23 protein-coding genes and 1 pseudogene are annotated in these 25,729 nt (G+C 34.1%); 8 read left to right on the plus strand and 16 right to left on the minus strand.

Annotated elements, in window-relative coordinates; translation table 11 throughout:
• Positions 1-102: 102 nt before the first annotated feature.
• Positions 103-1,192 (minus strand): annotated as a pseudogene (locus GKR88_16255) (IS4 family transposase).
• A gap of 231 nt (positions 1,193-1,423) precedes the next feature.
• On the opposite strand from GKR88_16255, the gene GKR88_16260 reads away from it, so the two are divergent.
• On the plus strand, positions 1,424-2,476 hold the full coding sequence (locus tag GKR88_16260; GenBank protein QMU65676.1) for an IS110 family transposase: 1,053 nt from the start codon (positions 1,424-1,426) through the stop codon (positions 2,474-2,476).
• A 353-nt stretch (positions 2,477-2,829) separates the two neighbouring features.
• Here GKR88_16260 and GKR88_16265 read toward each other — a convergent pair whose 3' ends face one another.
• On the minus strand, positions 2,830-3,228 hold the full coding sequence (locus GKR88_16265; GenBank protein ID QMU65677.1) for an ankyrin repeat domain-containing protein: 399 nt from the start codon (positions 3,226-3,228) through the stop codon (positions 2,830-2,832).
• Between the two features lie 216 nt (positions 3,229-3,444).
• Here GKR88_16265 and GKR88_16270 point away from each other — a divergent pair, with 216 nt between their 5' ends.
• From GKR88_16270 to GKR88_16285, 4 genes are all read left to right on the plus strand, one after another.
• Entirely contained in the window at positions 3,445-4,962 is a 1,518-nt protein-coding gene (locus GKR88_16270; GenBank protein QMU65678.1) for a 2,3-bisphosphoglycerate-independent phosphoglycerate mutase, read from the plus strand.
• Positions 4,963-4,972: 10 nt separating this feature from the next.
• The gene (locus tag GKR88_16275; GenBank protein ID QMU65679.1) at positions 4,973-5,497 is read left to right on the plus strand and encodes a thioredoxin; all 525 of its coding nucleotides are present in this window, start codon (positions 4,973-4,975) and stop codon (positions 5,495-5,497) included.
• Positions 5,498-5,712: 215 nt separating this feature from the next.
• Positions 5,713-6,531, plus strand: a complete 819-nt coding sequence (map, locus tag GKR88_16280) for a type I methionyl aminopeptidase (GenBank protein QMU65680.1) — start codon at positions 5,713-5,715, stop codon at positions 6,529-6,531.
• 94 nt (positions 6,532-6,625) lie between these two features.
• Entirely contained in the window at positions 6,626-7,432 is an 807-nt protein-coding gene (locus GKR88_16285) for a methyltransferase domain-containing protein (GenBank protein QMU65681.1), read from the plus strand.
• A 13-nt stretch (positions 7,433-7,445) separates the two neighbouring features.
• On the opposite strand, the gene GKR88_16290 is transcribed toward GKR88_16285, so the two are convergent.
• A complete protein-coding gene (locus tag GKR88_16290) occupies positions 7,446-8,426 on the minus strand; it encodes an FAD:protein FMN transferase (GenBank protein ID QMU66758.1) in 981 nt (326 codons plus the stop codon).
• Positions 8,427-8,557: 131 nt separating this feature from the next.
• Here GKR88_16290 and GKR88_16295 point away from each other — a divergent pair, with 131 nt between their 5' ends.
• Complete coding sequence (locus GKR88_16295) at positions 8,558-9,403, plus strand: OmpA family protein (GenBank protein QMU65682.1); 846 nt, start codon at positions 8,558-8,560, stop codon at positions 9,401-9,403.
• A 108-nt stretch (positions 9,404-9,511) separates the two neighbouring features.
• Here the strand turns inward: GKR88_16295 and GKR88_16300 are convergent, their stop codons facing one another.
• The 13 genes from GKR88_16300 to GKR88_16360 form a co-directional block, all read right to left on the minus strand.
• The gene (locus GKR88_16300; protein ID QMU65683.1) at positions 9,512-10,465 is read right to left on the minus strand and encodes an acetyl-CoA carboxylase carboxyltransferase subunit alpha; all 954 of its coding nucleotides are present in this window, start codon (positions 10,463-10,465) and stop codon (positions 9,512-9,514) included.
• Between the two features lie 81 nt (positions 10,466-10,546).
• Positions 10,547-11,467, minus strand: coding sequence for an EamA family transporter (locus GKR88_16305; GenBank protein QMU65684.1), 921 nt, complete (start codon positions 11,465-11,467; stop codon positions 10,547-10,549).
• Positions 11,454-12,635 carry an LptF/LptG family permease gene (locus GKR88_16310; protein ID QMU65685.1) on the minus strand — a complete coding sequence of 394 codons (1,182 nt, stop codon included), beginning with the start codon at positions 12,633-12,635 and terminating at the stop codon, positions 11,454-11,456. Before GKR88_16310 ends, GKR88_16305 begins: the two co-directional genes overlap by 14 nt.
• Positions 12,542-13,672: a tRNA guanosine(34) transglycosylase Tgt gene (tgt, locus tag GKR88_16315; protein QMU65686.1), complete on the minus strand. Its 1,131-nt coding sequence runs from the start codon at positions 13,670-13,672 to the stop codon at positions 12,542-12,544. Before tgt ends, GKR88_16310 begins: the two co-directional genes overlap by 94 nt.
• Positions 13,673-13,881: 209 nt before the next feature.
• On the minus strand, positions 13,882-14,712 hold the full coding sequence (gene rluF, locus GKR88_16320; protein QMU65687.1) for a 23S rRNA pseudouridine(2604) synthase RluF: 831 nt from the start codon (positions 14,710-14,712) through the stop codon (positions 13,882-13,884).
• Between the two features lie 97 nt (positions 14,713-14,809).
• Positions 14,810-15,412 (minus strand): alpha-ketoglutarate-dependent dioxygenase AlkB, encoded by a 603-nt coding sequence (locus tag GKR88_16325; GenBank protein QMU65688.1) that lies wholly within the window; start codon positions 15,410-15,412, stop codon positions 14,810-14,812.
• A gap of 154 nt (positions 15,413-15,566) precedes the next feature.
• Positions 15,567-17,261 (minus strand): DUF262 domain-containing protein, encoded by a 1,695-nt coding sequence (locus tag GKR88_16330; GenBank protein ID QMU65689.1) that lies wholly within the window; start codon positions 17,259-17,261, stop codon positions 15,567-15,569.
• Positions 17,262-17,548: 287 nt separating this feature from the next.
• Positions 17,549-18,859, minus strand: coding sequence for an NADH:ubiquinone reductase (Na(+)-transporting) subunit F (locus GKR88_16335; protein QMU66759.1), 1,311 nt, complete (start codon positions 18,857-18,859; stop codon positions 17,549-17,551).
• A gap of 7 nt (positions 18,860-18,866) precedes the next feature.
• A complete protein-coding gene (gene nqrE / locus GKR88_16340) occupies positions 18,867-19,622 on the minus strand; it encodes an NADH:ubiquinone reductase (Na(+)-transporting) subunit E (protein QMU65690.1) in 756 nt (251 codons plus the stop codon).
• Positions 19,623-19,693: 71 nt separating this feature from the next.
• Positions 19,694-20,341, minus strand: a complete 648-nt coding sequence (locus GKR88_16345; GenBank protein ID QMU65691.1) for an NADH:ubiquinone reductase (Na(+)-transporting) subunit D — start codon at positions 20,339-20,341, stop codon at positions 19,694-19,696.
• Positions 20,342-20,397: 56 nt separating this feature from the next.
• Positions 20,398-21,153, minus strand: a complete 756-nt coding sequence (locus GKR88_16350; GenBank protein QMU65692.1) for a Na(+)-translocating NADH-quinone reductase subunit C — start codon at positions 21,151-21,153, stop codon at positions 20,398-20,400.
• A 33-nt stretch (positions 21,154-21,186) separates the two neighbouring features.
• Entirely contained in the window at positions 21,187-22,398 is a 1,212-nt protein-coding gene (locus tag GKR88_16355; protein QMU65693.1) for an NADH:ubiquinone reductase (Na(+)-transporting) subunit B, read from the minus strand.
• Between the two features lie 13 nt (positions 22,399-22,411).
• Positions 22,412-23,761 carry a Na(+)-translocating NADH-quinone reductase subunit A gene (locus GKR88_16360; GenBank protein ID QMU65694.1) on the minus strand — a complete coding sequence of 450 codons (1,350 nt, stop codon included), beginning with the start codon at positions 23,759-23,761 and terminating at the stop codon, positions 22,412-22,414.
• A gap of 194 nt (positions 23,762-23,955) precedes the next feature.
• Between GKR88_16360 and GKR88_16365 the strand changes: the two genes are divergently transcribed.
• On the plus strand, positions 23,956-25,185 hold the full coding sequence (locus GKR88_16365; GenBank protein ID QMU65695.1) for a DUF5103 domain-containing protein: 1,230 nt from the start codon (positions 23,956-23,958) through the stop codon (positions 25,183-25,185).
• A gap of 49 nt (positions 25,186-25,234) precedes the next feature.
• Entirely contained in the window at positions 25,235-25,621 is a 387-nt protein-coding gene (gene apaG, locus GKR88_16370) for a Co2+/Mg2+ efflux protein ApaG (GenBank protein ID QMU65696.1), read from the plus strand.
• Positions 25,622-25,729 lie beyond the last annotated feature (108 nt).

Raw genomic sequence — 25,729 nt, forward strand, 5'->3', positions numbered from 1 at the left:
CAGTCCGGCACAATTAAAAAAATTCGGAAAAATATACAAAGAGAACAACAAATTACTTTTCGTAAAAGTTAACTGTACCGAGCATTTTTTTAATACTTATACCTAAGTACATGACAAAAATTTAGTCAAGTTCATATTGTTTTGATTTACAGGGTTTAATAGCACAGAAGCAATATAATCTAATCCATATTTGAATATGCTTTTAGCCATTCTTCCATGCTTTTTTATTTTGATAGGCTTAATCTGATGTAAATATATACCAACTTTGTAACACCATACGAAAGCCATCATTACAAGCAGTACTAATTTTTCAATACGCTTAATATCTTGCAGGTGTGTGTTTTCAATATCAAAGCCACTGGCTTTCATTGCTTTAAAACACATCTCTATCTGCCATCGTTCTTTGTATTGTTCAAAGGCCTTATCAGGAGCGTTGAACGATACAATGATTAAGAAATCAGGCTTTCCATTTTTTGGGTACAACTTGCATCCGGAAAGGAAACAAAGCTGACCATTAACACGTACAATTTTAGGATAATACACAAACTCATTGATCTTATGTGGATTAAACAAGTGAAATACTTTGATGGTTTTGTTCTTATCAGGAAGCTCTACCTTAAAGTTGTTTCGAATGCGGATATAATATTTGATTCCATTTGTATTCAAGAAATCCAACCAATGATTACCTACAAACTCTCTATCGGCTACAATGGATTTAATAACATCTTTGCCAAAAAGTCTTATGAAACGATTCACAAGATCAATACGCTCCTGACTGTTAGAGTTCCCTGGCTTATCTAACATAGTAAATAACAAGGAAGGCAACACCTTTATAGACAACTCCCAACATAAAAATGTTGATGTTGGTCTGACCAAACTTCCAATTGGTCCTATCAATACTCAAGATCAATCCCTCTTGCTTAGGAAGGAGACTAAATATAAGACGAGCGATCAAATCTCCATCCAACGAATAATCAGCAATAAATCTTTGAATACGTCTGAGTGATGACTTCGAATCTACTGAGGTCTCAAAAGCGTTGGCTACCTTTTCAAAGGTAACTGTCTGTACCTTACAGAGGGCGATAATGAAATGTGATATGAGTTTGATTCTTGCCAAATTGATCTTACCTTGGAAATGAGAACTTAAAACTGAATTTAATTCACTACTTTTAGTGGAAGCATTGGTTTGTATATTTAAAGCATATTACAAAAAGCGATTATATTGTGTAGTAAGACTAACAATTAATCGTTGAGAGTAAGAGAAGTTGTGGTTAGGTAAGTACTCACTATACCGTAAAAAAGCAATGCTCTACTCTCTTTAATATTCTTTAAAATCAGAACAGTACTTAATGCTACACTCAAGTAAGCAAGTATAAGAAACAAGCATAGATTGAAAGAATAGGATTAATTAAAACCTCAATTTATGAATATTATAAAATATGGTATCGGAATAGATATCTCTAAATCAACATTCACAGCAAGCATTTGTACTTTACAAGACGATTACAGTTTACGTTTTGGTGATTCCTGTGAATTTGACAATGAAAAAAAAGGGTTTAACCAATTTTTAAAATGGGTAAAGAAGCAAACCATTAAAGGGATAGAAGCGTTTTATATAATGGAAGCTACAGGAGTTTATTATGAACATTTAGCATATCATTTATATTACCTTAAAAAACCTTTACATGTAGCACTTCCATCTAATACAAAACATTATTTTAAAAGCTTAAATGTTAAATCAAAAACAGATAATATTGATAGTAAAATCCTAAGTCAATTTGCCTGTGAGAGAAAACATAATCCTTGGAATCCACCAAAAGATATTTATTTAAGACTAAGAGCTATAACACGTTATTTAGAACAGCTAAAAAGCCAGAAAACGTTAATTAACAATAGAATACATAGCAAAGAGCATAGTTATGCAGTTCCAAAAGAAATTATAAAACAAGAATATCGTTTACTTAAAGAACTAGAAAAATCAATTTCAATTTGTGAAAAACAAATAGAAGTTTTAGTTCAATCAGACGATGAACTTTCCTTAAAGGTAGATAAGTTATCCAGTATTAAAGGCGTTGGGTTTACAACAGTAACTATAATCGTAGCAGAAACTTTAGGCTTCGAATATTTTTATAATAAAAAACAAGTTACAAGTTATGCAGGTTTTGATGTCGTATATAGAGATTCTGGCAGTAGTTTAAATGGAAAAACACGAATATCTAAAAAAGGAAATAGTCACATTAGGAGAGCTTTATATTTTCCTTCATTAGTAGCTGCAAGACATAATAAGGAAATGAAAATATTCTACGATAGAGTTGTTAAAAAACGTAATATAAAAAAGATAGGGTCAGTTGCTGTAGCGAGAAAATTACTAGAATTAATGTACATACTTTGGAAGACTGACCAGTATTACATAGAAGATTATAATCAACAAAAAACAGCTTCAAAAAAATCTGAAGCTGTACTGGATATTTTCTAATTAAGAAAATTCCTTTATGAAAGTAAATTTATAAAAAAATCAATTAAAATGTTTGGATTTTAAAACAGTACCTTTTTTCATTAGAAAAATGAGTGATGTTATTCTTCTAATATACTGAAAATCAATGCTTTATTTTAATTATTTAACATTTAATTTACTGATAATCAATTAATTATATTTTTTGTCATGTACTAAATACTTATACAGTTTATAATTGGCTTTGTAAAGTCGAGTGAGTGAGTGATTTTTTTCTTACCTGAAAATATTCAGCAAAAATGAATAATACCAGAATAAAAAAGAGGTTGTCAATACTTAAACAGACAACCTCTTCCTGAAATTTTTTATTTTACTCGCTAAGATTTACTAAGTGCATCCTCAAGAACTTTTATAGCGTCTACAGCTTTAGATCTCTTAGCTAAATCCATAGCAGTCAATCTACTTCTATCTGATTTAGTATTTAGTTTTGCTCCGTTTTTGATGAGAAGCTTGGCAATCTTTGCACGGTTATGCCTGGCTGCAAACATCAGAGGTGTTAAACCATTCGATTTTGCATTAACATCTTCCCCGGCATCAATTAAAGATTTTACGGCTTCATAGTTCCCTATCTGAATTAATTTACAAAAAGCATTCACCTTAAAATAAGAAGTGCTAAGTTCTACATTATTTTTCTTGGCCAACTCATTTGGCACTATTGCATTTGCCATACTGAATGCAAAAAAACATACGATAATTGGTACAATTAATTTTTTCATATTATTAAGATTTTAGTGATTAAATACATGTTAGCAGACTGTACAAAAAAGAAAATGTTTCACTAAAAGTTTTTAATTAACAACCGTTTAACAATTCTTTAATACAAACGAATAACCTTCTTTAAAAAAGTGTTAATGAAATCGTTTTCGGAGATTTTTTTAACATCATTATTTCTCACAATAAAGCTTTGTATCTTTATCGCTTAAATTTTCATCATGTCCGGAAAAGCAATTTTAATGATATTAGACGGTTGGGGGATTACTCAAAATCCAAAAGTATCAGCCATTTATAATGCTAAAACACCCTTTATTGATTCCTTATATGATGCATACCCTTTTGCCGAATTAAGAACAGACGGCAAGTATGTTGGACTACCCGAAGGGCAAATGGGAAACTCTGAAGTGGGTCATATAAATTTAGGAGCAGGTAGAATTGTATATCAAAACCTGGCTAAAATAAATATTGCTGTAAGAGAAGGTACAATAGCTAAAGAAAAAGAATTAGTAAATGCTTTTGAGCATGCCAAAAAACACCGTAAAAATATACATTTTTTAGGATTGGTTTCCAATGGAGGAATTCATTCACATATAGATCATTTAAAAGGTTTGTTGGATGCTACTGCGGATTTCAATTTAAAAAATGTTTTTGTACACGCATTTACCGACGGAAGAGATTGTGATCCCAAATCGGGAAGCTCTTTTATTAAGGATTTACAGGATTATATGCATAAAACCACCGGGCAACTGGCTACTATTATCGGGAGGTATTATGCAATGGACAGAGATAAACGCTGGGAACGTATTAAATTAGCCTATGATGCTATGGTACATGGAGTGGGAACTCTTTCCACAAAAGCAGAAGATAGTATTTTAAAAAGTTATGAAGCCGGTATTACGGACGAATTTATAAAGCCAATTATTATGGCAGATGAACATCATCGGCCTAAAGCTACCATCCAAGATGGGGATGTAGTTATTTTCTTTAATTTCAGAACAGACAGAGGAAGGCAATTAACGGAAGTACTATGCCAAAAGAATCATCCTCAAGACAGTATGCAAAAACGTTCTTTATATTTTGTTACCATGACAAATTATGATGAAACCTTTCAAAATATTAATGTTATTTATGATGATGATCATATAGAAAATACACTGGGAGAGGTTCTGGAATGTGCAGGTAAAACTCAAATCCGGATTGCTGAAACGGAAAAATATCCACATGTTACCTTTTTCTTTTCCGGTGGCAGAGAGAAAGAATTTATTGGGGAAAAAAGATTGTTATGTCCTTCGCCTAAAGTAGCCACTTATGATTTAAAACCTGAAATGAGTGCTTATGAAATAAAAGAGGCAATTATACCTGAACTGGAAAAAGGCGAAGTAGATTTTGTCTGCCTAAACTTTGCCAATGGAGATATGGTTGGCCATACAGGTGTATTAGAAGCTGCTGTAAAGGCATGTGAAACTGTAGATATATGCGTTAAGGACATTATAAATACTGCCCTAAAAAATGACTATACTACTATTTTGATTGCCGATCATGGAAACTGCGAAACAATGATAAATTCGGATGGAACACTGCATACGGCACATACAACCAACCCGGTTCCCATAATTTTAATCGATAAGAAAATAAAGAAAATAAAAAATGGTATCTTGGGCGATATTGCTCCTACCATTTTAGATATTATGGGTATTGAGCAACCTGAAGAAATGACACAACATTCACTTATATAAAACGAATCGTATGAAAAAAACTCTATTTATAATCACTGTTTTAATTACTTTTTCATTAACAGCACAAGAAAAGAGCATTGCAAAAAAAGATCAGGATGGGAACTTAATCGGATATATAAAAAAAGTTTCTCTTTTAGATAAAAGTTATAGCAAGTGGTTTACAAAAAACTACGATGCTTATAAAACAGATAAAAAGATCATTCGGAAAATTAAAAAAAAACTTAAAAAGTATACCATAAAAGGGTTCTTTGGAACTTGGTGTGGTGATAGTAAAAGAGAAGTCCCCAGGTTTTATAAAATTTTGGAAGAAGCAGCATTTGATATGAACCGCCTCGAAATGATTGCTTTAAACAGAAGTAAAAAAACACTTGATAGCCTTCAGAAAGGATATGATATTATACGGGTACCCACCTTTATTTTTTACAAACACGGAAAAGAAACGGGGCGTTTTGTAGAATATCCCGTAGAAAGCTTAGAAAAGGATATGCTAAAAATACTGACCACTGAGACTTATAAACATTCGTATCAGGAGTAATTATTCATTTTTTGTTGCTTTCCGAATATGACAAGCTTTAATTTACCTTAGAATTTAAAGTATCTTTCTTCTGTAAAAAACTAAATTTTGGTTAAAAAATACAAAATTTAGCTTCACTTCAGTAATCACTTCGTTAGTGCATAAATTTTTTTTATTTGTTTTTTGTGAATTTTCAAATGAAAAAATTCATGTATTTTTGTGCTTTATTTAGATATATGATAGTTGTAAAAACCAGAGAGGAAATCGAATTGATGCGTGAAAGCGCACTCGTAGTTTCCAAAACACTGGGGATGCTCGCCAAAGAAATAAAACCGGGCGTAAACACTATCTATTTGGATAAACTTGCTGAAGATTATATTCATTCTCAAGATGCAGTTCCCGGTTTTTTAGGCTTATATGATTTTCCAAACACCTTATGTGTCAGTCCAAATGCTCAGGTTGTACATGGCATCCCTAACGACAAGCCGTTACAAGAAGGGGATATTATCTCTATAGATTGCGGGGCTGTTAAAAATGGTTTTTACGGAGATCATGCGTATACTTTTGCTATTGGAGAAATTGCTCCGGAAACTGAAAAATTATTAAAGGTTACAAAAGAAAGCTTATATATTGGAATTCGCGAATTAAAAGCCGGTAACCGTGTAGGCGATGTGGGTTTTGCTATCCAGCAATATTGCGAAAAGTATGGTTATGGGGTGGTTAGAGAATTGGTAGGGCATGGTATAGGTCGTACAATGCACGAAGACCCGGAAATGCCCAACTATGGCAAAAGAGGCAGAGGTAAAAAATTAGTAGAAGGAATGGTAGTTGCTATTGAACCTATGATTAATTTGGGAACACATAAAATCCATCATTTAAATGACGGATGGACTATTGTAACAAAAGACAGAAAACCCAGTGCTCATTTTGAGCATGATGTTGCCATTATTAATGGAAAACCGGAACTGCTCTCCACATTCAAATATATTTATGATGCTTTGGGTATTAAAAGTGAAGAAGAAGAAACTTTTCAACAAGTGTATCAGGAAGTTTAACAGTGTCAATCGCGAACTGGTAAATGAAATGGCAATATGAGTTATGAAATTGAATCAATGCCATAGCTGAAGTAGAAATGAAATAGATAAGAAATTGAACTTTTCCAAAATCATATTGCAAATAATTCCTCGTCCTTTCTTAATTAAAATAAGTTATTGGATTCGACCACTTGCGGCTTTTTATTTAAAAGGGGAAAAGTTTACGGATCCAATAGACGGGAGAAGTTTTCGAAAATTTCTGCCTTATGGTTACCATATGCAAAGATCAAATGTACTTGCTCCGGGTACTTTATCTTTAGAGCGCCATCGTCTTTTGTGGTTATATTTACAAAACGAAACCCATTTTCTTAAATCTACTGGAAGTTCAGGTAGCATCGACGATTCCGGTTCTAATAAAAACGCTAAGCTAAAAGTTTTACACATGGCTCCGGAACAGTGTTTTTTAACACGTTTTAAAAAGTTAAATCACGACTACATTACTGCGGATTTATACTCTCCTATTGCAGACATTAAGGCGGATATCACGGATTTACCTTTTGAAAACAATACTTTTGATGTTATCTTTTGTAATCATGTACTGGAACATATTCCGAATGATACCAAAGCCATGCAAGAGTTATATCGTGTTATGAAACCCGGAGGTTTTGGTATTTTTCAGGTGCCACAAGATTTGAATCGTGCTGTTACATTTGAAGATGGGTCTATTACCGATCCAAAAGAACGCACTAAAATTTTCGGACAATACGATCATGTAAGAATTTACGGTCGCGATTATTTCGACAAGCTCCGATCTGTTGGTTTTAAAGTAGATCAAGTAGACTATACTCAAAAAATAACAACAGAGTTCGTAGAAAAATACCGACTCATGAAAGGCGAAATTTTACCTGTGGTTTATAAATGACTGTTTTAGAACCCTATCCTCCTGAATTGCTAGTCCATGCTTTTAATGTTCCTTTATCATCAACATAAATCAAAATAACTTTTAATGCAGGTTTTCTTTCTAAAAAAGCTGTTGTTTTTTCCAGACCCATTGCCATAAAAGCTGTTGCATATGCATCTGCATCTGCGCAATCCAAACCTGTAATCACAGTAGCTGCAAGTAAATTACTTTCAGTAGCATAACCCGTTTTCGGATTAATAGTGTGTACATACTTTTGTCCGTCTTCCGTAATCCTGTATTTTCTGTAATTTCCGGAACTCGCTACGGTTTTGTCTGTTAGTTCCAGACGTGTGTAAGCATTACGAGAACCGTCTGTATTCGGATTCTCTATTTCCACTTTCCATAATTGACTGCCAGGTTTCATTCCTCTGACTCTGACCTCACCACCAATTTCTACCATATAGTTCTTAATTCCTTTACTTTCTAAAAACCGACCCACTATATCTATTCCATAACCCTTTGCAATTGAATTGAAATCAAAATATATTTCTTTATATTTTTTTACTACTGTATCATTTTCAATACGTACTTTATTAAACCCAACAAATTTCATTAAGTCTGAAATCTTTGCAGTATCTATGTTGTTCAACGGTTTTTTAGGGCCAAACCCCCATGCATTTACTAAAATGCCGACTGTTGGATCAAAATATCCGTCCGTTTCCTTATAAATACGTGCTGATTTTTGAAATACTTCTTTAAATAAGCTATCTGCTATAATATTTTTTTCTCCTCTGTTGATCCTCGAAATATCAGAGGTATACATATAAGTAGATAATGATGTATTTACTTTAGTAAATAAATTATCAATTTCTATTTCATAATTTGTAGTGCTATAATAAATTATAGAATAGGTAGTCCCAAAAACACTTCCTCTTAACTTTACAGGTTCCTCTTTTGCGCACACAATAAGTACACAACAGATAAGAGTCATCATTAAAAAACGAGTAATATTCATCATTAAAAATTTATGATGTAAAGGTAGTCTTTAAAATCCTCATAAAAAGCTCACAAATAATTGTTAATCCATGCTTTTGTATATACATTTTATTAACTTTGTAGCTCTTTTAACTAAATTCTATCATAGAAATGAGAAAGGTATTACTTCTGGTTGTAATAATTATAATTACAGCTTCATGTGTTTCAAAAAAAGAATATGCTAATTTAGAAGCAAAACACAAAAAAGCAAAAGATGAGTTAGTGGCTGTAAAAAATAGCTTAACAAAATGTTTAATTGAAAAAGAAAAATGCCAAAATCAAATAGCTAACCTTGATAATACGATTGCAGAACTCAAAAAGGATAAAGAAAAAACATTAGAATATGTAGATAATTTAACGGTTTTAACTAAGGGAGCTAACGATAATATTAAAGAAACCTTAGCACAGTTAAGTAAAAAAGACAAATATATCAATAGGATCAGAGCTGCAGCCTCCAAAAAAGATTCTTTAAATTTAGTGGTTGCATTTCATCTAAAGAAAGAGTTAAAAGAGGGTATTGATGATGAAGACATAGAAATCAATGTAGAAAAAACAGTGGTCTTTATTTCTATTTCTGACAAATTATTATTCAAAAGCGGAAGCTACAATGTAACAGACAAGGCATATTCCGTGTTAGAGAAAGTTGCTACTGTAGTCAACGATCAACCGGAAATGGATGTAATGATTGAGGGGCATACGGATTCTACACCCATTAAGAATGATATTATTGAAGATAACTGGGATTTATCGACTAAAAGAGCTACTGCCATTACCAGGATTTTACAATATAAATACGGTGTGGAGCCCAATCGGTTGATTGCTGCGGGCAGAAGTAGCTATATTCCTTTGGCTCCTAATGATACTCCTTCCAATAAATCTAAAAACAGAAGAACAAAAATTATCATTTTACCTAAAATTGGCCAGTTTTTTGACCTGCTAGAACAGAAAGCCGAATAATTAAAAGATCAAATCCGCTTCGTTTTCTGTTTAATACAAAAGCTTATCAGAGAAAAGTTGTTCTTTAAACACTTAAGAGTGGGCAGCACCATAAATGATATATCGTAATCAACCTTTATAAATGCCCATTTCCGCATATTTCTCCATACGCTTATTAACCAAATCTACTACGGGAAGTTCTTTTAATTCGTTATAAGCTACTACTATAGTTTCTTGTACTATTCTAAAAGCTCCTTCTCTATTAGAGTGTGCCCCTCCCAAAGGTTCTTTTATCATTTCATCAATTAATTTTAGCTTTTTCATGTCATCACCGGTAAGTTTGAGTGCTGCTGCCGCTTGTTCTTTATATTCCCAACTACGCCACAAAATAGAAGAACACGATTCCGGAGAAATGACAGTATACCAGGTATTTTCCATCATAAATACCTTATCTCCGACTCCTATACCTAAAGCTCCGCCTGAGGCTCCTTCTCCAATAACAATGGTAATAATTGGAGTTTTTAACCTGGTCATTTCAAAAATATTTCTTGCAATAGCTTCTCCCTGGCCTCTTTCTTCTGCCTCTAAGCCCGGATATGCTCCGGGTGTATCTAATAAAGTAACTATCGGTATACTAAACTTTTCGGCCATTTTCATCAGACGCAATGCTTTGCGATATCCTTCAGGATTGGCCATTCCAAAATTTCTATACTGGCGTGTCTTTGTGTTATACCCTTTTTGTTGACCAATAAACATATAGGATTGATCTCCGATCTTGCCCAATCCTCCAATCATCGCTTTATCATCTCTTACATTCCTGTCTCCATGCAGTTCCATAAAAGTATCTCCGCAAATAGCATGTATATAGTCCAAAGTATAAGGTCTGTTTGGATGCCGGGAAAGCTGAACTCTCTGCCAAGGCGTTAAATTTTTATGAATATCTTTTTTTACTTTTTCTAATTTCTTCTCAATTTTCTTACATGCTGTAGTAACATCAACATCACTGTCTTTACCAATATCATAGCATTTTTTTAATTGATCTTCCAACTCTTTAACCGGTAATTCAAAGTCTAAATAATTCATAGTATACTTTATTAGATTTTCTAAAAAATAGTACTGAACGTATTGGTTGCGATTACAAACTTACTATAATTTTATTTCAGTTTACAAATTTTTGTTTTTAAAATTACGTGTGGTTATTTTACTTTTGATTTTTCTCGGGTTTTGAATCATTCCATTTAGAAATACAACACCTAAAACAACCAATGCTCCTATATAAAATTCCGCATTCATCTTTTCTTTTTCTCCAAAGATCAGTAATGCTAAAACAATTGCATATACAGGTTCCAAATTAATCGTGAGCATTACCGTATAAGGAGTTAAGTATTTCATTATTTTTATAGAAGTTATAAATGCATATGCAGTACATATACTGCTTAATAGAAGTAACCAAAGCCAATCCTTTACAGAGAGTTGAAAAAACCCCGGAGTAAAACCCTCTTGCAGAAGAAGGAAAACGGTAATAAATAACATACCGAATAACAATTGATAAAAGGAAATGATATGGGGGCCTTTTTTTATCACAAATAATCCGTTTAATACAGAAAAGAGCGCTGACAAGAACGAGGAAATCAGCGCATAAATGATCCCCCATATGTATTGCGATTCAAAATTGAAGATAATATATAATCCTATTATCGCTCCACAACCCATTATAATCTCTAATGGTTTTATTCTCCTTTTAAAAAAGAACGGTTCTATAAAAGAAGTAAAAAATGCACCCGTACTCATGGTAACTAGAGCTACGGAGATTGTAGAAACTTTAATTGCTTTAAAAAAAGTAATCCAATGTAAAGCTATGATGATTCCTGTAAAAACATACTTTAAAGCTGATTGTTTATCTATGAAGAGCGTTTTCTTTTTAACACAAAGGTAAACAGCTATAAAAATAACTGCTAATAACATTCTGTACCAAACCAACGGAACAGCGTCTATGGAAATCAATGCTCCCAAGATAGCTGTAAATCCCCAGATAAAAACAATAAAATGTAATAGTAAAAAATGTTTTGCTTTACTTCCTTGCATTACTGTATAAATAGATTGCCAGAGCGCCAAAAATAATATTCGGCGACCATACATAGATAAATGAATTTACTCCTGCAACCGCGCCTAATACTTCGGAAACTTTCAAAAAGAAGATATAAATAAACATAATGCTGATTCCCAATGCAAGATTTACTCCAACCCCTCCTCTGCGTTTTTTATATGTAAGTGCAACAGCTATAATTGTCAGAATATAAGATGAAATAGGCAGGCTGGTTCTTTTGTGTAATTCTACCAAGTAAGAGTTTAAGTTTTTAACACCCCTCTTTTTCGAAATAGCTATGAATGCTACCAGTTCATCTGTAACCATTTCTTGGGACAATGTAGATTTAAATATGAGGTCTTTGGGTGTAAAAGCAAAAGTAGTATCAAGCGTAATTCCGGATACAATACTATCTTGCTTGGCAAATAGCTTTCTTATTTTATAATTGGTTAATTTAAAAACACTATCTTTCTCATTCCAGGAAATATTATCTGCGGTTAATTTATAATTCAACCTGATTCCATTATAGTATTCCAGAGAAAAAAAGATCCCCGAAGAAAATCTAAAATTATAATTTTTAAAGTATACATAAGTACTATCACTTAATTGCAAACTAAAATCCTGAACTGAATTTTCCCCGATTTTTGCTCCTCTGATATATTTTTTTTCAAATTTATGTCTTGCTTTGCTACTATAAGGCACTACATAATGGTTCATTACCAAAGCAAAAATGGTTACCAAGGTGGCCCCAATAAAGTACGGGTACAAAAACCTTTTAAAAGAGATTTTTGCATTTATCATGGCGACAATTTCCGTATTATTGGACAGTTTGGTTGTAAATACGATTACTGCAATAAACAGCGCCAATGGCATAAAAGTATTGGCATAATAAATGATAAAATTTTTATAATAGTCATTTATAATTTCGAGAGTTGTTAAGGTATCGTGTCTTAAAAATTTATCGACTTTTTCAGAAATATCAATAGCAACTGCTATGGGTATTAAAATTAATAGCGTAAATATAAACGTTACCAAATATCTCTTTAATATGTACCAATCCAGTATTTTCAAAGCTATAATCGTTTGTTCATTTGGTGTACCATTTGATGCTTCCAATCTAAAAAATCTCCTGCAATAATGTGTTTTCTGGCTTCTCCGACTAACCATATATAAAAACCGAGATTGTGAATAGAAGCAATCTGTTTACCCAACATTTCTTTTGATACGAATAAGTGTCTTAAATAGGCTTTGGAATATAAAGTATCTACTTCGGTAATACCCATTTCATCGATGGGAGAAAAATCGTTTTCCCATTTCTTATTTTTAATATTTATAGAGCCTTGCGCGGTAAACAGCATGCCATTTCTTGCATTTCTTGTAGGCATTACACAATCAAACATGTCCACTCCTAATGCAATATTTTCCAGAATATTTATAGGGGTTCCCACACCCATTAAATACCTGGGTTTGTCTTCCGGTAAAATAGCACATACAACAGCTGTCATTTCATACATCTCTTCTGCCGGTTCTCCGACAGATAGCCCTCCGATAGCGTTTCCCTCTGCCTCAACCGAAGCAATAAATTCCGCAGATTGTTTTCGAAGGTCTTTGTATATACTTCCTTGTACAATTGGGAAAAAAGTCTGGCTATAATTATATTTTAAAGGTGTTTTTTCCAAATGATCAACACATCTTTTCAACCAGCGATGGGTCATATGCATAGAGTTTTTTGCATAGCTATATTCACAAGGGTATGGGGTACATTCATCAAAAGCCATCATAATGTCTGCTCCGACGGTGCGTTGTATACTCATCACATTTTCCGGGGTAAAAAAATGAGTAGAACCGTCTATATGGCTTCTGAATTTTACTCCTTCTTCACTGATTTTTCTTCTCTCGGATAGTGAATATACCTGATACCCTCCCGAATCCGTAAGAATATTGCGATCCCAATTCATAAATTTATGGATCCCTCCTGCCTGTTCTAAAATGGTCGTCTTAGGTCGTAAATACAAATGATAGGTATTTGCCAATATGACATCCGGATTTATTTGTTGTTTCAATTCGGATTGGTGTACTCCTTTTACTGTAGCCACCGTTCCTACCGGCATAAAAACAGGAGTTTCTATAAGGCCATGATCCGTAGTAATTGTACCAGCCCTGGCTTTGGATTGTGCATCTTTACATGTTAACTGAAAATCCATTGCCTGCAAATATACGCAGAACTCATCTTGACTTTTTGTTTTTAACCGAAAATGAACTGAAATTTAACTAGATGAGGCACTTTTTAAAAGCTATAGCAGTTACAGGTAAGAAAAGTAACGAAATATAGATGAATTTCAGTCATTTTTTAGGAAATAGAAAAAGTCTGGATGAGTTCACAAATAGCATGTGGAGAAAGGCTAAAAACTTCTTAAGATTTCCTACGGCTTCTTCTTCTATTCCCGGGAAATTTTGGACCAAATGAAATGTTCTTTTTCTTATCTACGGATGCTTCTTCGGTTTTGGATGATGAATGTACCATACTAGATGATGAATGTACCATACTATGTATCATGTGAATCTCTTTTTCAGACAATTCACGCCATTCGCCAACCTTGAGATTTCCTAATTGTACATTCATAATTCGTACTCGTTTTAATTTTATAACCTCATAACCTAAGTATTCGCACATTCTCCTTATTTGTCTGTTTAACCCTTGTGCTAATGTAATATTGAATGTGTAATGATTTATTTTTGACACATTACATTTTTTAGTAATGGTATCTAATATCGGAATGCCATTACTCATTTTTTGAATAAAAATATCATCAATTAATTTATCAACGGTAACTACATATTCTTTTTGATGGTTGTTTCCTGCTCTCAAAATTTTATTTACAATATCTCCGTCATTTGTTAAAAAAATGAGGCCTTCGGAGGGTTTATCCAAACGTCCAATTGGAAATAACCGTTCCGAATGATTCACATATTTAATGATATTTTTATGTTCTTTAGTGTCTGTAGTACAAACAATTCCTATCGGTTTATTTAATGCAATATAAATTTTCTTAGGTTTTGCTTTTAATGGTTTTCCGTTTACTCTTACAAGGTCTCCTCTAAAAACTCTATTTCCCAGCTGTGCTACTTTTCCATTAATAGTTACGTTTCCGGCAATAATAAACTTTTCAGCTTCTCTTCTGGAACATATTCCGGTAGCACTGATATACTTATTTAAATTAACGGATTGCCGGTTAGAAGTCAATGGTTATATGGTTTGAAAGTTGTAAAGTTTGAAAGTTGCAAAGTTCGCTTAAAAAAACCAGGGAAAAAGCATTTCTTTTTACAAAGAGCTATAAACTCTAAACTACTATGGTTCTAAACGTTAAACTAATTCTTGGCGTGTGTACTTTTTTTGTGAGTGGCAACCGGTGCAACCAGTGAGATTGTGTGATTCCTTTCATTACCAAAAGGCTTCCGCTTTCCAATATAATATCTATCTTTTGTTTTGTTTTTTTATGTTTAAAAGAAAATTTGCGTTCTGCACCCAAAGTAACACATGCTATTGTTGTATGCTCTCCCAGTGATTTTTCATCATCGGAATGCCAGGTCATCCCTTCCGCTCCTGTATGATATAAATTTAGCAGACAGGAATTGAAAATGACTCCTGTTTCTTTTTCTACTTCTTTTTTTAATACAAGTAACTCTTTAGTCCAAATATGTGCTTGCTTTGTTACATTTGAGTAGGTATAACTGAAATTAGCATCTCCGTACCAGGCTACTTTTCTTTTAGTGGTATAGTGCTTTCCAAAAATAATGGCCTCGTCATTTTTCCACTGTGCGGTTTCTAATAAGGTTTTATAGTAATGCTCACATTCTTTCTTATTGAAGATCAACCCGTGATAAATGGTTTCTCCGTCATAGGGCAATATATTTTTAATGATAGTCGGGTAAAATAAATCCATCTGTTCACCTTTGATTATGAGAGACCAATATAAAATGGTTATCATTTAAATATCTAGAGACCTTTGCAAAATAGTGATATATTCTGTATTGAAATTGATTTGACTACAATACAGTGCATTTCATAGAGTATTTGCCTATAGGTTTTGTTATACTTTAATCATATTGAGAAATTCTCCAAACAGACGTGGCTTGTTGAGCTAAATCTTCTTGTCTTCTTTCAATAGTATTTGGAGTCCAGTCATTATAATTAATTCGTTTGGACAATTCATAATGACTGGTTTGATAAATTGCTTTTTTTTGATTGAAAGATAGTGTCTTACACCCTTTATTCTTATCGTCTTCGAGAATTGTGTAATTACCTAATCGATATACAATAGATTCATGAATTGAAGCAGGGAATTGTTCTAAATAATACTCGTTACCGTTTTCCGGAAGAATGTGTTCTATTGTTCCCGGGTTTTCTTCAAAATCATAATCGGCATGGCTTAAGTGGTTTTCAAGTTTGAAAAGAATATAACGAACTAATTTCTTTCCTCTCTTTGTACTTAAATATTTTGTACTGAAGTCATTTCTAAAATCATTATCTGAAGGGTATAAAGGCTTGATTAAATCCGCTATTTGACCAGAAGTAGTTACCTCTTTATTACTAATTTTCATAGCTGCCTTATTATAGATGTCTTCCTTTAAATTTGTATGAAGTCGAGCAATAACCGTATATCTAAAGGTGATAATACTAACAAATTTTAAAACCTTTTTGAAATCTTCAATGCTAAGTTCATTATAGGTCGCAATTAAAATAGGATAAGCTTGTTTCTCTTTAAAAAGAACAAGCTCTGTTATTCTACTTTTTAATTCTCGATCACCGCCCCAAAAACTATCTGCATAATTCGAAAGTGCGTTATACAGAAGTGCATTCTCCTCTAATAAATCCAACAATTCAATTACTTCCGGAGATGTAGTAACAGAATCGCGTATTGCCCTGAAAAGATATTCTTGGCGTATTAATTTATTTTTTGATATCCAGTAGTGTCTTAAAAATGTTGGAAATGTATCAAGCCCAATAACATCTACTATTTTTTTCCATTTATCTTTTATATGTGGCAAGTCAACTTTAGAAGAAATCGAAAAAAGATAATTTTTAAGCAAATCGGTAACAGTTAATCCAACACCTCTTGAATTTAATGTCTCAAAAACCGTATATGCACTGAGCTCATCTTCGACAATTATTTGAATAAACATCAACCTTTCGGCAATTAGTTTGTTCAAAAAATTTGCAATATTCTCACCACTTTGATTTTCGCTGAAATGTTTAGTTATTCTGTCAATGAAATAATTGTACGCCTGCCAGATAAGTTTATCAGAGTCCTGAAGCGTTCTTTCGTTCGTAGGAGGTCTAAAAACCAAAAGGTTAGATTGGAAAAAACTATCATTGTTTTCATTCAATTTAAGCTTAGACGAATATGTTAATGATCCGGGATCTTTGTCACCAATAAATTTTTTCTGTAGTAAAGAAACTCTTTCTTTATTTTGTTCTACCTCAATATTAGAGTTTATTAAATTCTGTAATTGCTTGATTGTCGCCAATACAATTAGGGTAAGTGTAGAAAATCGCTGTTGCCCATCAATAACATGATATTTTTTATCACCCATATTTTGCAGGACAATAGATCCCATGTAATGAACACTACCGTTTTCTTCTATGGCCAAAATGTCATTCCACAAATCTTCCCACTGATCACGCTTCCATGAATAATCCCTTTGGTATGTAGGTACAGCATAGGTTTTACCATTGCCTATGATGTCGCTCATGCTTACCGTACTGGTATCTAAAAGGTTATTTACTGCCATAGTATAAAATTATTGTCTACAACTTATCTATAAACACACTTTTACATTCATTTATTTCTCTCTCAAATATACCTTTTTTGAATCAAAAAAACTTCGGATATTGTTGAAAAACTTTATATAGGTGTAAAACTCAGTAATTTATCGGAATTATGACTTAGTATGTTTTCATAGCTATCAAATTAGTTCCGCTTTCCGATAAGTATATAGCAAAAAATAGTTAGAATTATGGAACGGATTTATACATACCGACTACTTGTTTTGACCTGTGAAAAAACCGTTCTGATATACTATCCTCCAAAATCGTCGAATCGGATGTTCTCATCCGGGATTCCAAAATCTTCTCCCATTTTCTGAACCGCATTATTCATCAAAGGAGGCCCGCAGAAATACAATTCAATATCTTCGGGAGATTCATGATCATTCAAGTAGTTTTCAATGACACAATTGTGGATAAACCCCATAAATCCATCTCCGCCTTCGTCATGGATATCTTTTTTTACTTTCCAGTTATCTTCTTCCAAAGGTTCCGATAGTGCCATATAGAATTTGAAATTTGGAAAATCTTTTTCCAATGCTCTAAAGTGTTCTATGTAAAATAGTTCGCGTTTGGAACGCCCGCCATACCAATACGTAACTTTTCGCCCAGTTTTTAAGGTTTTGAATAAATGATATAAATGTGAGCGCATCGGTGCCATTCCTGCCCCGCCGCCAACATATAACATTTCTGCATCAGATTCATTAATAAAGAACTCTCCGTAAGGCCCTGAAATAGTTACCTTATCTCCTTTCTTCTGATTGAATATATAGGACGATGCGATTCCGGGGTTTACATCCATCCACCCGTTTTTAGCACGATCCCACGGCGGTGTGGCAATACGGACATTTAACATGATCTCTCTGCCTTCTGCCGGGTAAGAAGCCATGGAGTATGCCCGTTCTACTGTTTCTGTGTTTTTCATAACAAGAGGCCATAGTCCGAATTTGTCCCATTCTGCCTGAAACTTATCCGGAGTTTCATGTTCTTCCGGATGCGCCGTGATATCCATATCCGAATAACGAATCTCACAAGGCGGGATTTCAATTTGAATATATCCGCCTGCTTTGTAGTTCATATCTTCCGGAATTTCCACAACAAATTCTTTGATAAAAGAAGCAACATTGTAATTACGTACAACGGTTGCTTCCCATTTTTTTATTCCAAATATTTCTTCCGGGATAGAAATATCCATATCCTGCTTCACTTTTATCTGGCATGCCAGGCGGATTCCTTCTTTTAATTCTTTACGGGTAAAATGAGGAGTTTCCGTTGGCAGTGCCTCTCCTCCCCCTGAGTTGATATGGCACTCACATTGAATACAGGAACCACCGCCACCACAAGCCGAAGGTAAAAATATTTTCTCATTTCCAAGGGTAGTCAGCAAAGTGTTTCCTGAAGCTACTTCTACTTTTTTCTCTCCGTTGATAGTAATAGTTACAGGTCCCGAAGGAGATAGTTTTTGTTTTACAAATAATAACAACACGACCAATAGTAATGTAATCAGTAAAAAAGCTGCTACGGTTGCTATTATAGTTCCTGTTGTACTTACTACTAATATCATCATCTTGCTATTCTGTTTCTTTAGTGTTTTCTGCTATACTTGGTTCCTCGTCGATAGGTTTTTCTTTATCTTCTTCTTTTATTTCTTCCTGAACAGGTTCTGAAATAACAACTTCTTTAGTTGTTTCCTTTCCTTTTTCATCTTCCCCTCCTGTCAGCATTCCTCCGAAACTCATAAAACCGATTGCCATTAATCCGGTAATGATAAATGTAATCCCCAACCCTCTTAAAGCCGGAGGTACACTTGAGTAACGAATTTTTTCGCGAATAGCTGCAATGGACAAGATAGCCAAAAACCACCCGATTCCGGAACCTACTCCATACGTTAAAGCCAACCCTAAAGTCGGAATTTCCCTGGACTGCATAAATAACGAACCTCCTAAAATGGCGCAGTTTACTGCAATCAACGGTAAAAAAATCCCCAAAGAATTGTATAAAGAAGGTGAAAACTTCTCTACAATGATCTCTACCAGTTGTACCATAGTTGCAATGGTTGCAATAAACATAATGAAAGATAAGAAGCTTAAATCGTACTCCGCATATTCCGGGCCTAACCATATAAGAGCTCCTTCTTTTAGAATATATTGATCTAACAGCCAGTTTAGGGGTACTGTAACTGCTAATACGAAGATGACGGCAGCTCCCAAACCAACAGCTGTAGATACTTTCTTTGATACGGCAAGGTAAGAACACATTCCTAAGAAAGTAGCAAAGACCATATTATCTATGAATATTGACTTAAAAAATAATTCTATGTGTTCCATAATGTTTTATAGTATTGAGATATGAGTATTGAGTACTGAGAAACTTCAGTTCTCACTAGTTTCTCAACTCATTAATCTTCTTCTATTAATGCTTTATTTCTACTGCGTTGTACCCAAATAATAATCCCAACAACAATCAATGCCATAGGTGCCAGCAACATGAATCCGTTGTTTTCATAACCCGTAGCATACAATCCTGTTTTTTCTATAGGATCTCCTAAAACCGGAAAACCCAACAATGTACCTGATCCTAATAATTCTCTGAAGAATCCTACAATAATCAGAATAACTCCGTATCCTAGTGCGTTTCCAATCCCGTCAAGAAATGATTTCCAGGGACCATTGCCCAAAGCAAATGCTTCAAAACGCCCCATAATGATACAGTTGGTGATAATCAACCCGATAAAAGCTCCGAGTGTTTTACTCAATTCATAAGCAAAAGCTTTTAGTACCAAATCTACAATGATTACCAATGTTGCAACTACAATCAACTGTACAATGATCCGAATTTTAGGTGGAATGATATTTCTCATCAGAGAAATAACAACATTTCCAACACCCATTACAAACAGCACGGAAACAGACATTACAATGGAAGCTTCCAATTCTGCCGTAATTGCCAATGCAGAACAAATTCCCAATACCTGAATGGTAATCGGATTATTATCTGCAAATGGGTCTGTTATGAGTTTTGCATCTTTTTTGGATAAAAGTTTCATTTTTTAAGTAGTTAAAGTGTTATGCCGCCAAAGTTTAAAAGTAAACTCTATAGACATTAATTCGTATTTGTTTTTAAATTTTCAAAATAAGGCACATAATTTTTCAACTCAGACTTAATCATCGCTGAAACTCCGTTCCCTGTAATCGTAGCACCTGCAATGGCATCTACTTCATTATCGGTTTTGTCTTCATTCTTCGGGTCATTGTTTGATTTGGAAACCTCAATTCCCGTAAACGTTCCGTTGTTAAACAAATATTCTCCTGTAAAATCATCCATAAAGAAGCGCAATTTTATATTGGCTCCCAATCCGGCCGTTTCGCCTTTATGGTCAAAATAAGCACCTTGTACTATCATTTGTTCATCCATTGCTATATAGCCCCATATGGCATCCCAGAGGCCTTTTCCTCTGATAGGAGCGATATAGAACATTTTACCATCTTTTTCTCCGATAAATAAAGGGAATTTTCTGTCCTTGCCTTCCTTTGCCAGTGTCTGCTGTTTCTTAACATCGATTAAATAGGCTTGATCATCTTCGGAAACAGCATCTCTTTGAATGACCAGTTGTTTGGTAATGTATTTTGAAAAAGTTTCGCCTACCATATCTTTTGAAATAAAGGCAACACTCCCCTCTTCGTTTTCATTTACACCCATAGCGTACAAGATATTTTGCTGCTTTTCTATACGCTTATTCTCATCAATAGTAGGTTTAAAGTAGGATGCTAAAAAAGCCAATAAGGTTCCTACAACTAAAACCATTCCTACGGCAAACAACACCGTATAAACATTACTATCTGTTTTTTTAGATGTCATAAATTTTAATTTGTAACTTTTAAACTTTTATAATCAGGCATTTTTAACCTTCAATCGCTTCATTCTTTTCTTTACATTTCCTTGTACTACGTAATGGTCAATTGTCGGGGCAAATACGTTCATCAACAGAATAGCTAGAAATACTCCTTCCGGATACGCCGGATTGAATACACGAATCATAATTGAGAAAAAGCCAATCAAAAATCCGTAAATCCATTTTCCTTTATTCGTTTGTGATGCCGTAACCGGATCGGTTGCCATATAGACCGCTCCAAATGCCAGTCCGCCAATCATCAGGTGCTCCCACCAGGCAGTGCTCATCAAACGGTAAAACTTACTGGTATCTGAAATAATATGGGCATCGACAATAAGGTTAAAAATCATTCCCATGACTGCTGCTCCTATAAAAGTAGCTATTATGATTCTCCAGCTTCCGACCTTTGTAAAAATCAGGAATGCTGCGCCTAGTAAGATTAAAAATGCAGAGGTTTCTCCTACGGAACCCGGGATAAAACCAAAAAACATATCCCAGTGATCGTATGTTGTTGTTAAATTTTGCGCATAACTTCCCAGAATCGTCTCCCCGGAAATAGCATCGGGAGTTCCGGTTCTTTTTACGGCATCATATACCCAAACTTTATCTCCGGTCATCCATGTCGGGTATGCAAAAAATAAAAAAGCCCTGATCGTCAGAGCAGGGTTTAAGATGTTCATTCCTGTTCCGCCAAATACTTCTTTTCCGATCACTACTCCAAATACAACAGCAACGGCCAGCATCCATAAAGGGGTGTCTACCGGAACAATCAGAGGGACCAACATTCCTGTTACCAGATACCCTTCTTCTACTTCGTGTCCTTTGATGACTGCAAAAACAAATTCAACGGCCAAACCAACCGCATAAGAAACCACTACTAACGGCAATACTTTGATAATCCCGATCCAAAAGTTTTTCCAGGTCAGGAAACTGTCCATCACGGAAAATTCCGTAGCAATTCCTTTTGCCGCATCAATTGCCGCATAATGTTGATATCCCGCATTAAACATACCGAACAATAAGCACGGAATCAATGCCATAATGACGGTATTCATCGTACGTTTTAAATCATCCGCTGCTTTAATATGAGTTCCGCCGTGTGTTACTTCATTTGGCAAATACAAAAACGTATGAATGGCATTAAATGCAGGAGCCATTTTGGTTCCTTTATATTTTTCTTTTAAATTATGTAAGGTACTTTTTAAGCCCATCTTATCGTAAATTTTAGCCTAATTCTTGTTTCATTAAATCCAACCCTTCTCTCACAATTTTTTGGTGAGGTTGTTTTGAAACACAGATAAATTCTGTCAATGCAAAATCCTCCGGAGCTACCTCATATCCTCCCAACTTTTCCATTTCATCTAAGTCTTTGTACATACAGGCTTTTAAAAATTGCAACGGGTATATGTCCAAAGGGAATACATTTTCGTATGATCCCGTTATTACAAAAGCTCTGTGCTCTCCATTTGTATTTGTGTTTAGATCATATTTTTTCTTTGGATTCAGCCAGGAAAAAGTAAGTGCTCTGGAGACAGATATTTTGTTAAAAACAGGTTTATTCCATCCAAAAAACTCATAATCATCTCCTTCCGGAATTGCAGTAATCTGATTGTCATAATATCCTAAAAAACCTTCTTTGGCAACTTGAGTTCCAGACAAAATATTTCCACTGATGATTCTTGTATTATCAGCTTTTAAGTTGTCTTTTACAATCTTACTAATCGTAGCTCCGCCAACAACGGTTACATAAGCCGGGTTTTCAAATCGGGAGCCCGATAATGCAACGGTTCGGGTTAAATTAAACTTCCCCGTTAAAAACAGTTCTCCGATGACTACTAAGTCTTGCGGGGTTATCACCCAAACTATTTCTCCTTTGTTTATCGGATCAATTCGCGCAATTTGAGTACTTACATTTCCGGCAGGATGTGGCCCGGAAATGGTATGAAGTTCAATATTTTTTAATCCGTTAAAAGGCGAATTCGAATTTTTAGCAACAGAAACATGTACTTTTCCTTCCGTTAGTTTGGAAACAAGAGTCAATGCTGCTTGCAATTCATTCTCTTTTCCTACTAAGGTATAATCGTAATCTGCTGCCAACGGTGCACTGGCATATGCGGATATAAAAATTGCTTTGGGTGCTTGGTTCGGATTCGCAACCACATCATACGGACGTTGTTTTATAAAAGGCCAGCAGCCTGAAGCAAACAAGTGATTTTTTACTTCTTCCGCAGACATCTTATCTATATCTTGCTTGCCAAAATCTTTAAACTTCTGTTTTCTGTCGGCAAGAATTTTTAATGCCAGTATTTTGCGTTTTGCTCCACGTACAATCTCTGTTACTTTTCCGCTTACAGGACTGGAAAATAAAATACGTTCATCACTTTTTGAATGAAAAAGAGCTTCGCCTGCTTTTACAGTTGTTCCTTCTTTTGCGATAAGTTTCGGGATGATTCCGTGGAAGTCTTCTGGTTTTAAGGCAAATACTCCGTCTGTAGAGATATGTGTAGTGGTGTGTTCTGCTTCGCCAATCAGCTTAATGTTTAAGCCTTTTCTGGTACGAATGTCTTTTGACATGATATTTCCGAAAAAATTAGTTATCTAAAAAATCATGCAAATTTAATTATTTTACAGGTGTTTTATAGTATAAAAGGTATCTTATCTTATGTTTTTAAAATTATTTATAATCATTCTAAATTAATGTTTGCCATATACACAATTTTATTTTAGTAGGTTTGTTTTATAAATGGTGAACTCAGTCGGAATTCCATATGAAAAATTATCTTCTTATTTATTTAATTCTCTTTATAAACAATCCTTTATTTAATCAAGAGCATATTATTTCAACGATTAAATCTGTTGAACTAAGGCCTTTGGCTCCTAATCAATTTTCATCAATTGTACCTTTAGGCACCGTATTGGAATTATCTTTTGACGATTTGGATGCCGATCAAAAAAATTACTATTATAAAGTTGAGCACATGAGTCATGATTGGAAACCGAGCAGGCTCATGTCAAATCAATACATAGACGGGTTTCAGTCTAATATTATATTGGATGTCAATAATTCATTTAACACTTTTCAGAATTATACGCATTATGCTGTTAAAATTCCAAACCGGAATACTATTATTACTAAAAGCGGCAACTATTTACTGTCTGTTTTAAACGAATATGACGAAGTTGTTTTTACCAGGAGGTTTGTACTCTATGAAGATGCTGTTATTGTGGGAGTAGCAACTTCCAGAAGCAGAAATGTAAAAACGCTAAACACAGAGCAAACAGTTCAATTTACTGTAAATTATTCGTCACTTGCTATTAACAATCCCAATCAGGAAATACATGTTGCAGTGATACAAAATCAAAATTGGGATTCAGCGATTACCGGTTTACAACCTCAATTTTTCAGAGCCAATCAGCTTATCTACAGGTACATCAACAAAAGTAATTTCAGTGGAGGAAACCAGTATTTGAATTTTGACAGTAAGATTCTCAGAAACAAAAGCATCAATATTGTAAAAATAGAAAGAAAAGAAGTGTATCATCATTATCTTTTGCCCTTTAAAAAGAGAAGATATCCTTCTTATTCGTACAATCCCGACATCAATGGTCAATTTGTGATCAGGACTTTAGAGGGAGCAGATAATGACACCGAAGCAGATTATGCCATGATGCATTTCACTTTTATATCCGAAGAAATTGCAGCTAAAGATGTATATATTTTTGGAGGCTTTAATAACTTTGAACTCACACCGGAAAATAAGATGAGCTATGATGAAGATATGGGCGTGTATTTTGCAAATATCTTATTAAAACAGGGGTTTTATAACTACACCTATATTACTAAAGATAATGATGAAACAGTTTATTACGGTGACATTATGGGTGATTTTTCTGTTACGGAAAATGAATATACTGTCATTGTATACTTTAAACAAATAGGGGGATTATATGATCGTGTAATAGGTGTGGGCAATTCCTATTTTGCAGGAGAGCGATAGTACTGTAAAATTTGTGATTTTTTAACAAAAAATACTATATTAGCCGGGTATGGTTCGAAAAATAACAAAAGGAATTGGAGTTTTAGTAAAGACAATGTATGAGGGTATTTTGTTACGAAATTTAAATACGTATCACAATTTTAGTTATTATATCACCATAGAAAATAAGTCTGCAGATACCGTACAATTAATAAATAGGTATTGGGAAATATTTGATTCTTTAAATGTTACCGAAATAGTAAAAGGAGAAGGGGTCGTGGGGCAAACACCTATACTGAAACCACAAGATGTATACACCTACAAATCCGGATGCATTTTACATTCCGATATAGGTACTACGAAAGGATTCTTTACGATGACGGATATTGATTCTTTAGAAACCTTTGCCGTGACTATTCCCAGTTCTCAACTAATAACACCGTCAGCATTAAACTAATTAGGAGAAAAAAACAGCTTGTTTCTTATAAAGAACCTGAATGCTACAATTGCGGGTATCCGTTTTCAGGGCATGAGAATTTTTGTCCGTATTGCGGGCAAAAAAATA

The sequence above is a fragment of the Flavobacteriaceae bacterium genome (genome assembly GCA_014075215.1).
GTDB lineage: Bacteria > Bacteroidota > Bacteroidia > Flavobacteriales > Flavobacteriaceae > Polaribacter.

What these genes read in the sequence shown, in the direction of transcription:
- GKR88_16260 (QMU65676.1), top strand. Translation starts at nt 1,424, where the DNA reads ATGAATATTATAAAATATGGTATCGGAATAGATATCTCTAAATCAACA.
- GKR88_16265 (QMU65677.1), bottom strand. Translation starts at nt 3,228, where the DNA reads ATGAAAAAATTAATTGTACCAATTATCGTATGTTTTTTTGCATTCAGT.
- GKR88_16270 (QMU65678.1), top strand. Translation starts at nt 3,445, where the DNA reads ATGTCCGGAAAAGCAATTTTAATGATATTAGACGGTTGGGGGATTACT.
- GKR88_16275 (QMU65679.1), top strand. Translation starts at nt 4,973, where the DNA reads ATGAAAAAAACTCTATTTATAATCACTGTTTTAATTACTTTTTCATTA.
- map (QMU65680.1), top strand. Translation starts at nt 5,713, where the DNA reads ATGATAGTTGTAAAAACCAGAGAGGAAATCGAATTGATGCGTGAAAGC.
- GKR88_16290 (QMU66758.1), bottom strand. Translation starts at nt 8,426, where the DNA reads ATGAATATTACTCGTTTTTTAATGATGACTCTTATCTGTTGTGTACTT.
- GKR88_16295 (QMU65682.1), top strand. Translation starts at nt 8,558, where the DNA reads ATGAGAAAGGTATTACTTCTGGTTGTAATAATTATAATTACAGCTTCA.
- GKR88_16300 (QMU65683.1), bottom strand. Translation starts at nt 10,465, where the DNA reads ATGAATTATTTAGACTTTGAATTACCGGTTAAAGAGTTGGAAGATCAA.
- GKR88_16305 (QMU65684.1), bottom strand. Translation starts at nt 11,467, where the DNA reads ATGCAAGGAAGTAAAGCAAAACATTTTTTACTATTACATTTTATTGTT.
- GKR88_16310 (QMU65685.1), bottom strand. Translation starts at nt 12,635, where the DNA reads ATGGTTAGTCGGAGAAGCCAGAAAACACATTATTGCAGGAGATTTTTT.
- tgt (QMU65686.1), bottom strand. Translation starts at nt 13,672, where the DNA reads ATGGATTTTCAGTTAACATGTAAAGATGCACAATCCAAAGCCAGGGCT.
- GKR88_16325 (QMU65688.1), bottom strand. Translation starts at nt 15,412, where the DNA reads ATGGATTTATTTTACCCGACTATCATTAAAAATATATTGCCCTATGAC.
- GKR88_16330 (QMU65689.1), bottom strand. Translation starts at nt 17,261, where the DNA reads ATGGCAGTAAATAACCTTTTAGATACCAGTACGGTAAGCATGAGCGAC.
- GKR88_16335 (QMU66759.1), bottom strand. Translation starts at nt 18,859, where the DNA reads ATGATATTAGTAGTAAGTACAACAGGAACTATAATAGCAACCGTAGCA.
- nqrE (QMU65690.1), bottom strand. Translation starts at nt 19,622, where the DNA reads ATGGAACACATAGAATTATTTTTTAAGTCAATATTCATAGATAATATG.
- GKR88_16345 (QMU65691.1), bottom strand. Translation starts at nt 20,341, where the DNA reads ATGAAACTTTTATCCAAAAAAGATGCAAAACTCATAACAGACCCATTT.
- GKR88_16350 (QMU65692.1), bottom strand. Translation starts at nt 21,153, where the DNA reads ATGACATCTAAAAAAACAGATAGTAATGTTTATACGGTGTTGTTTGCC.
- GKR88_16355 (QMU65693.1), bottom strand. Translation starts at nt 22,398, where the DNA reads ATGGGCTTAAAAAGTACCTTACATAATTTAAAAGAAAAATATAAAGGA.
- GKR88_16360 (QMU65694.1), bottom strand. Translation starts at nt 23,761, where the DNA reads ATGTCAAAAGACATTCGTACCAGAAAAGGCTTAAACATTAAGCTGATT.
- GKR88_16365 (QMU65695.1), top strand. Translation starts at nt 23,956, where the DNA reads ATGAAAAATTATCTTCTTATTTATTTAATTCTCTTTATAAACAATCCT.
- apaG (QMU65696.1), top strand. Translation starts at nt 25,235, where the DNA reads ATGGTTCGAAAAATAACAAAAGGAATTGGAGTTTTAGTAAAGACAATG.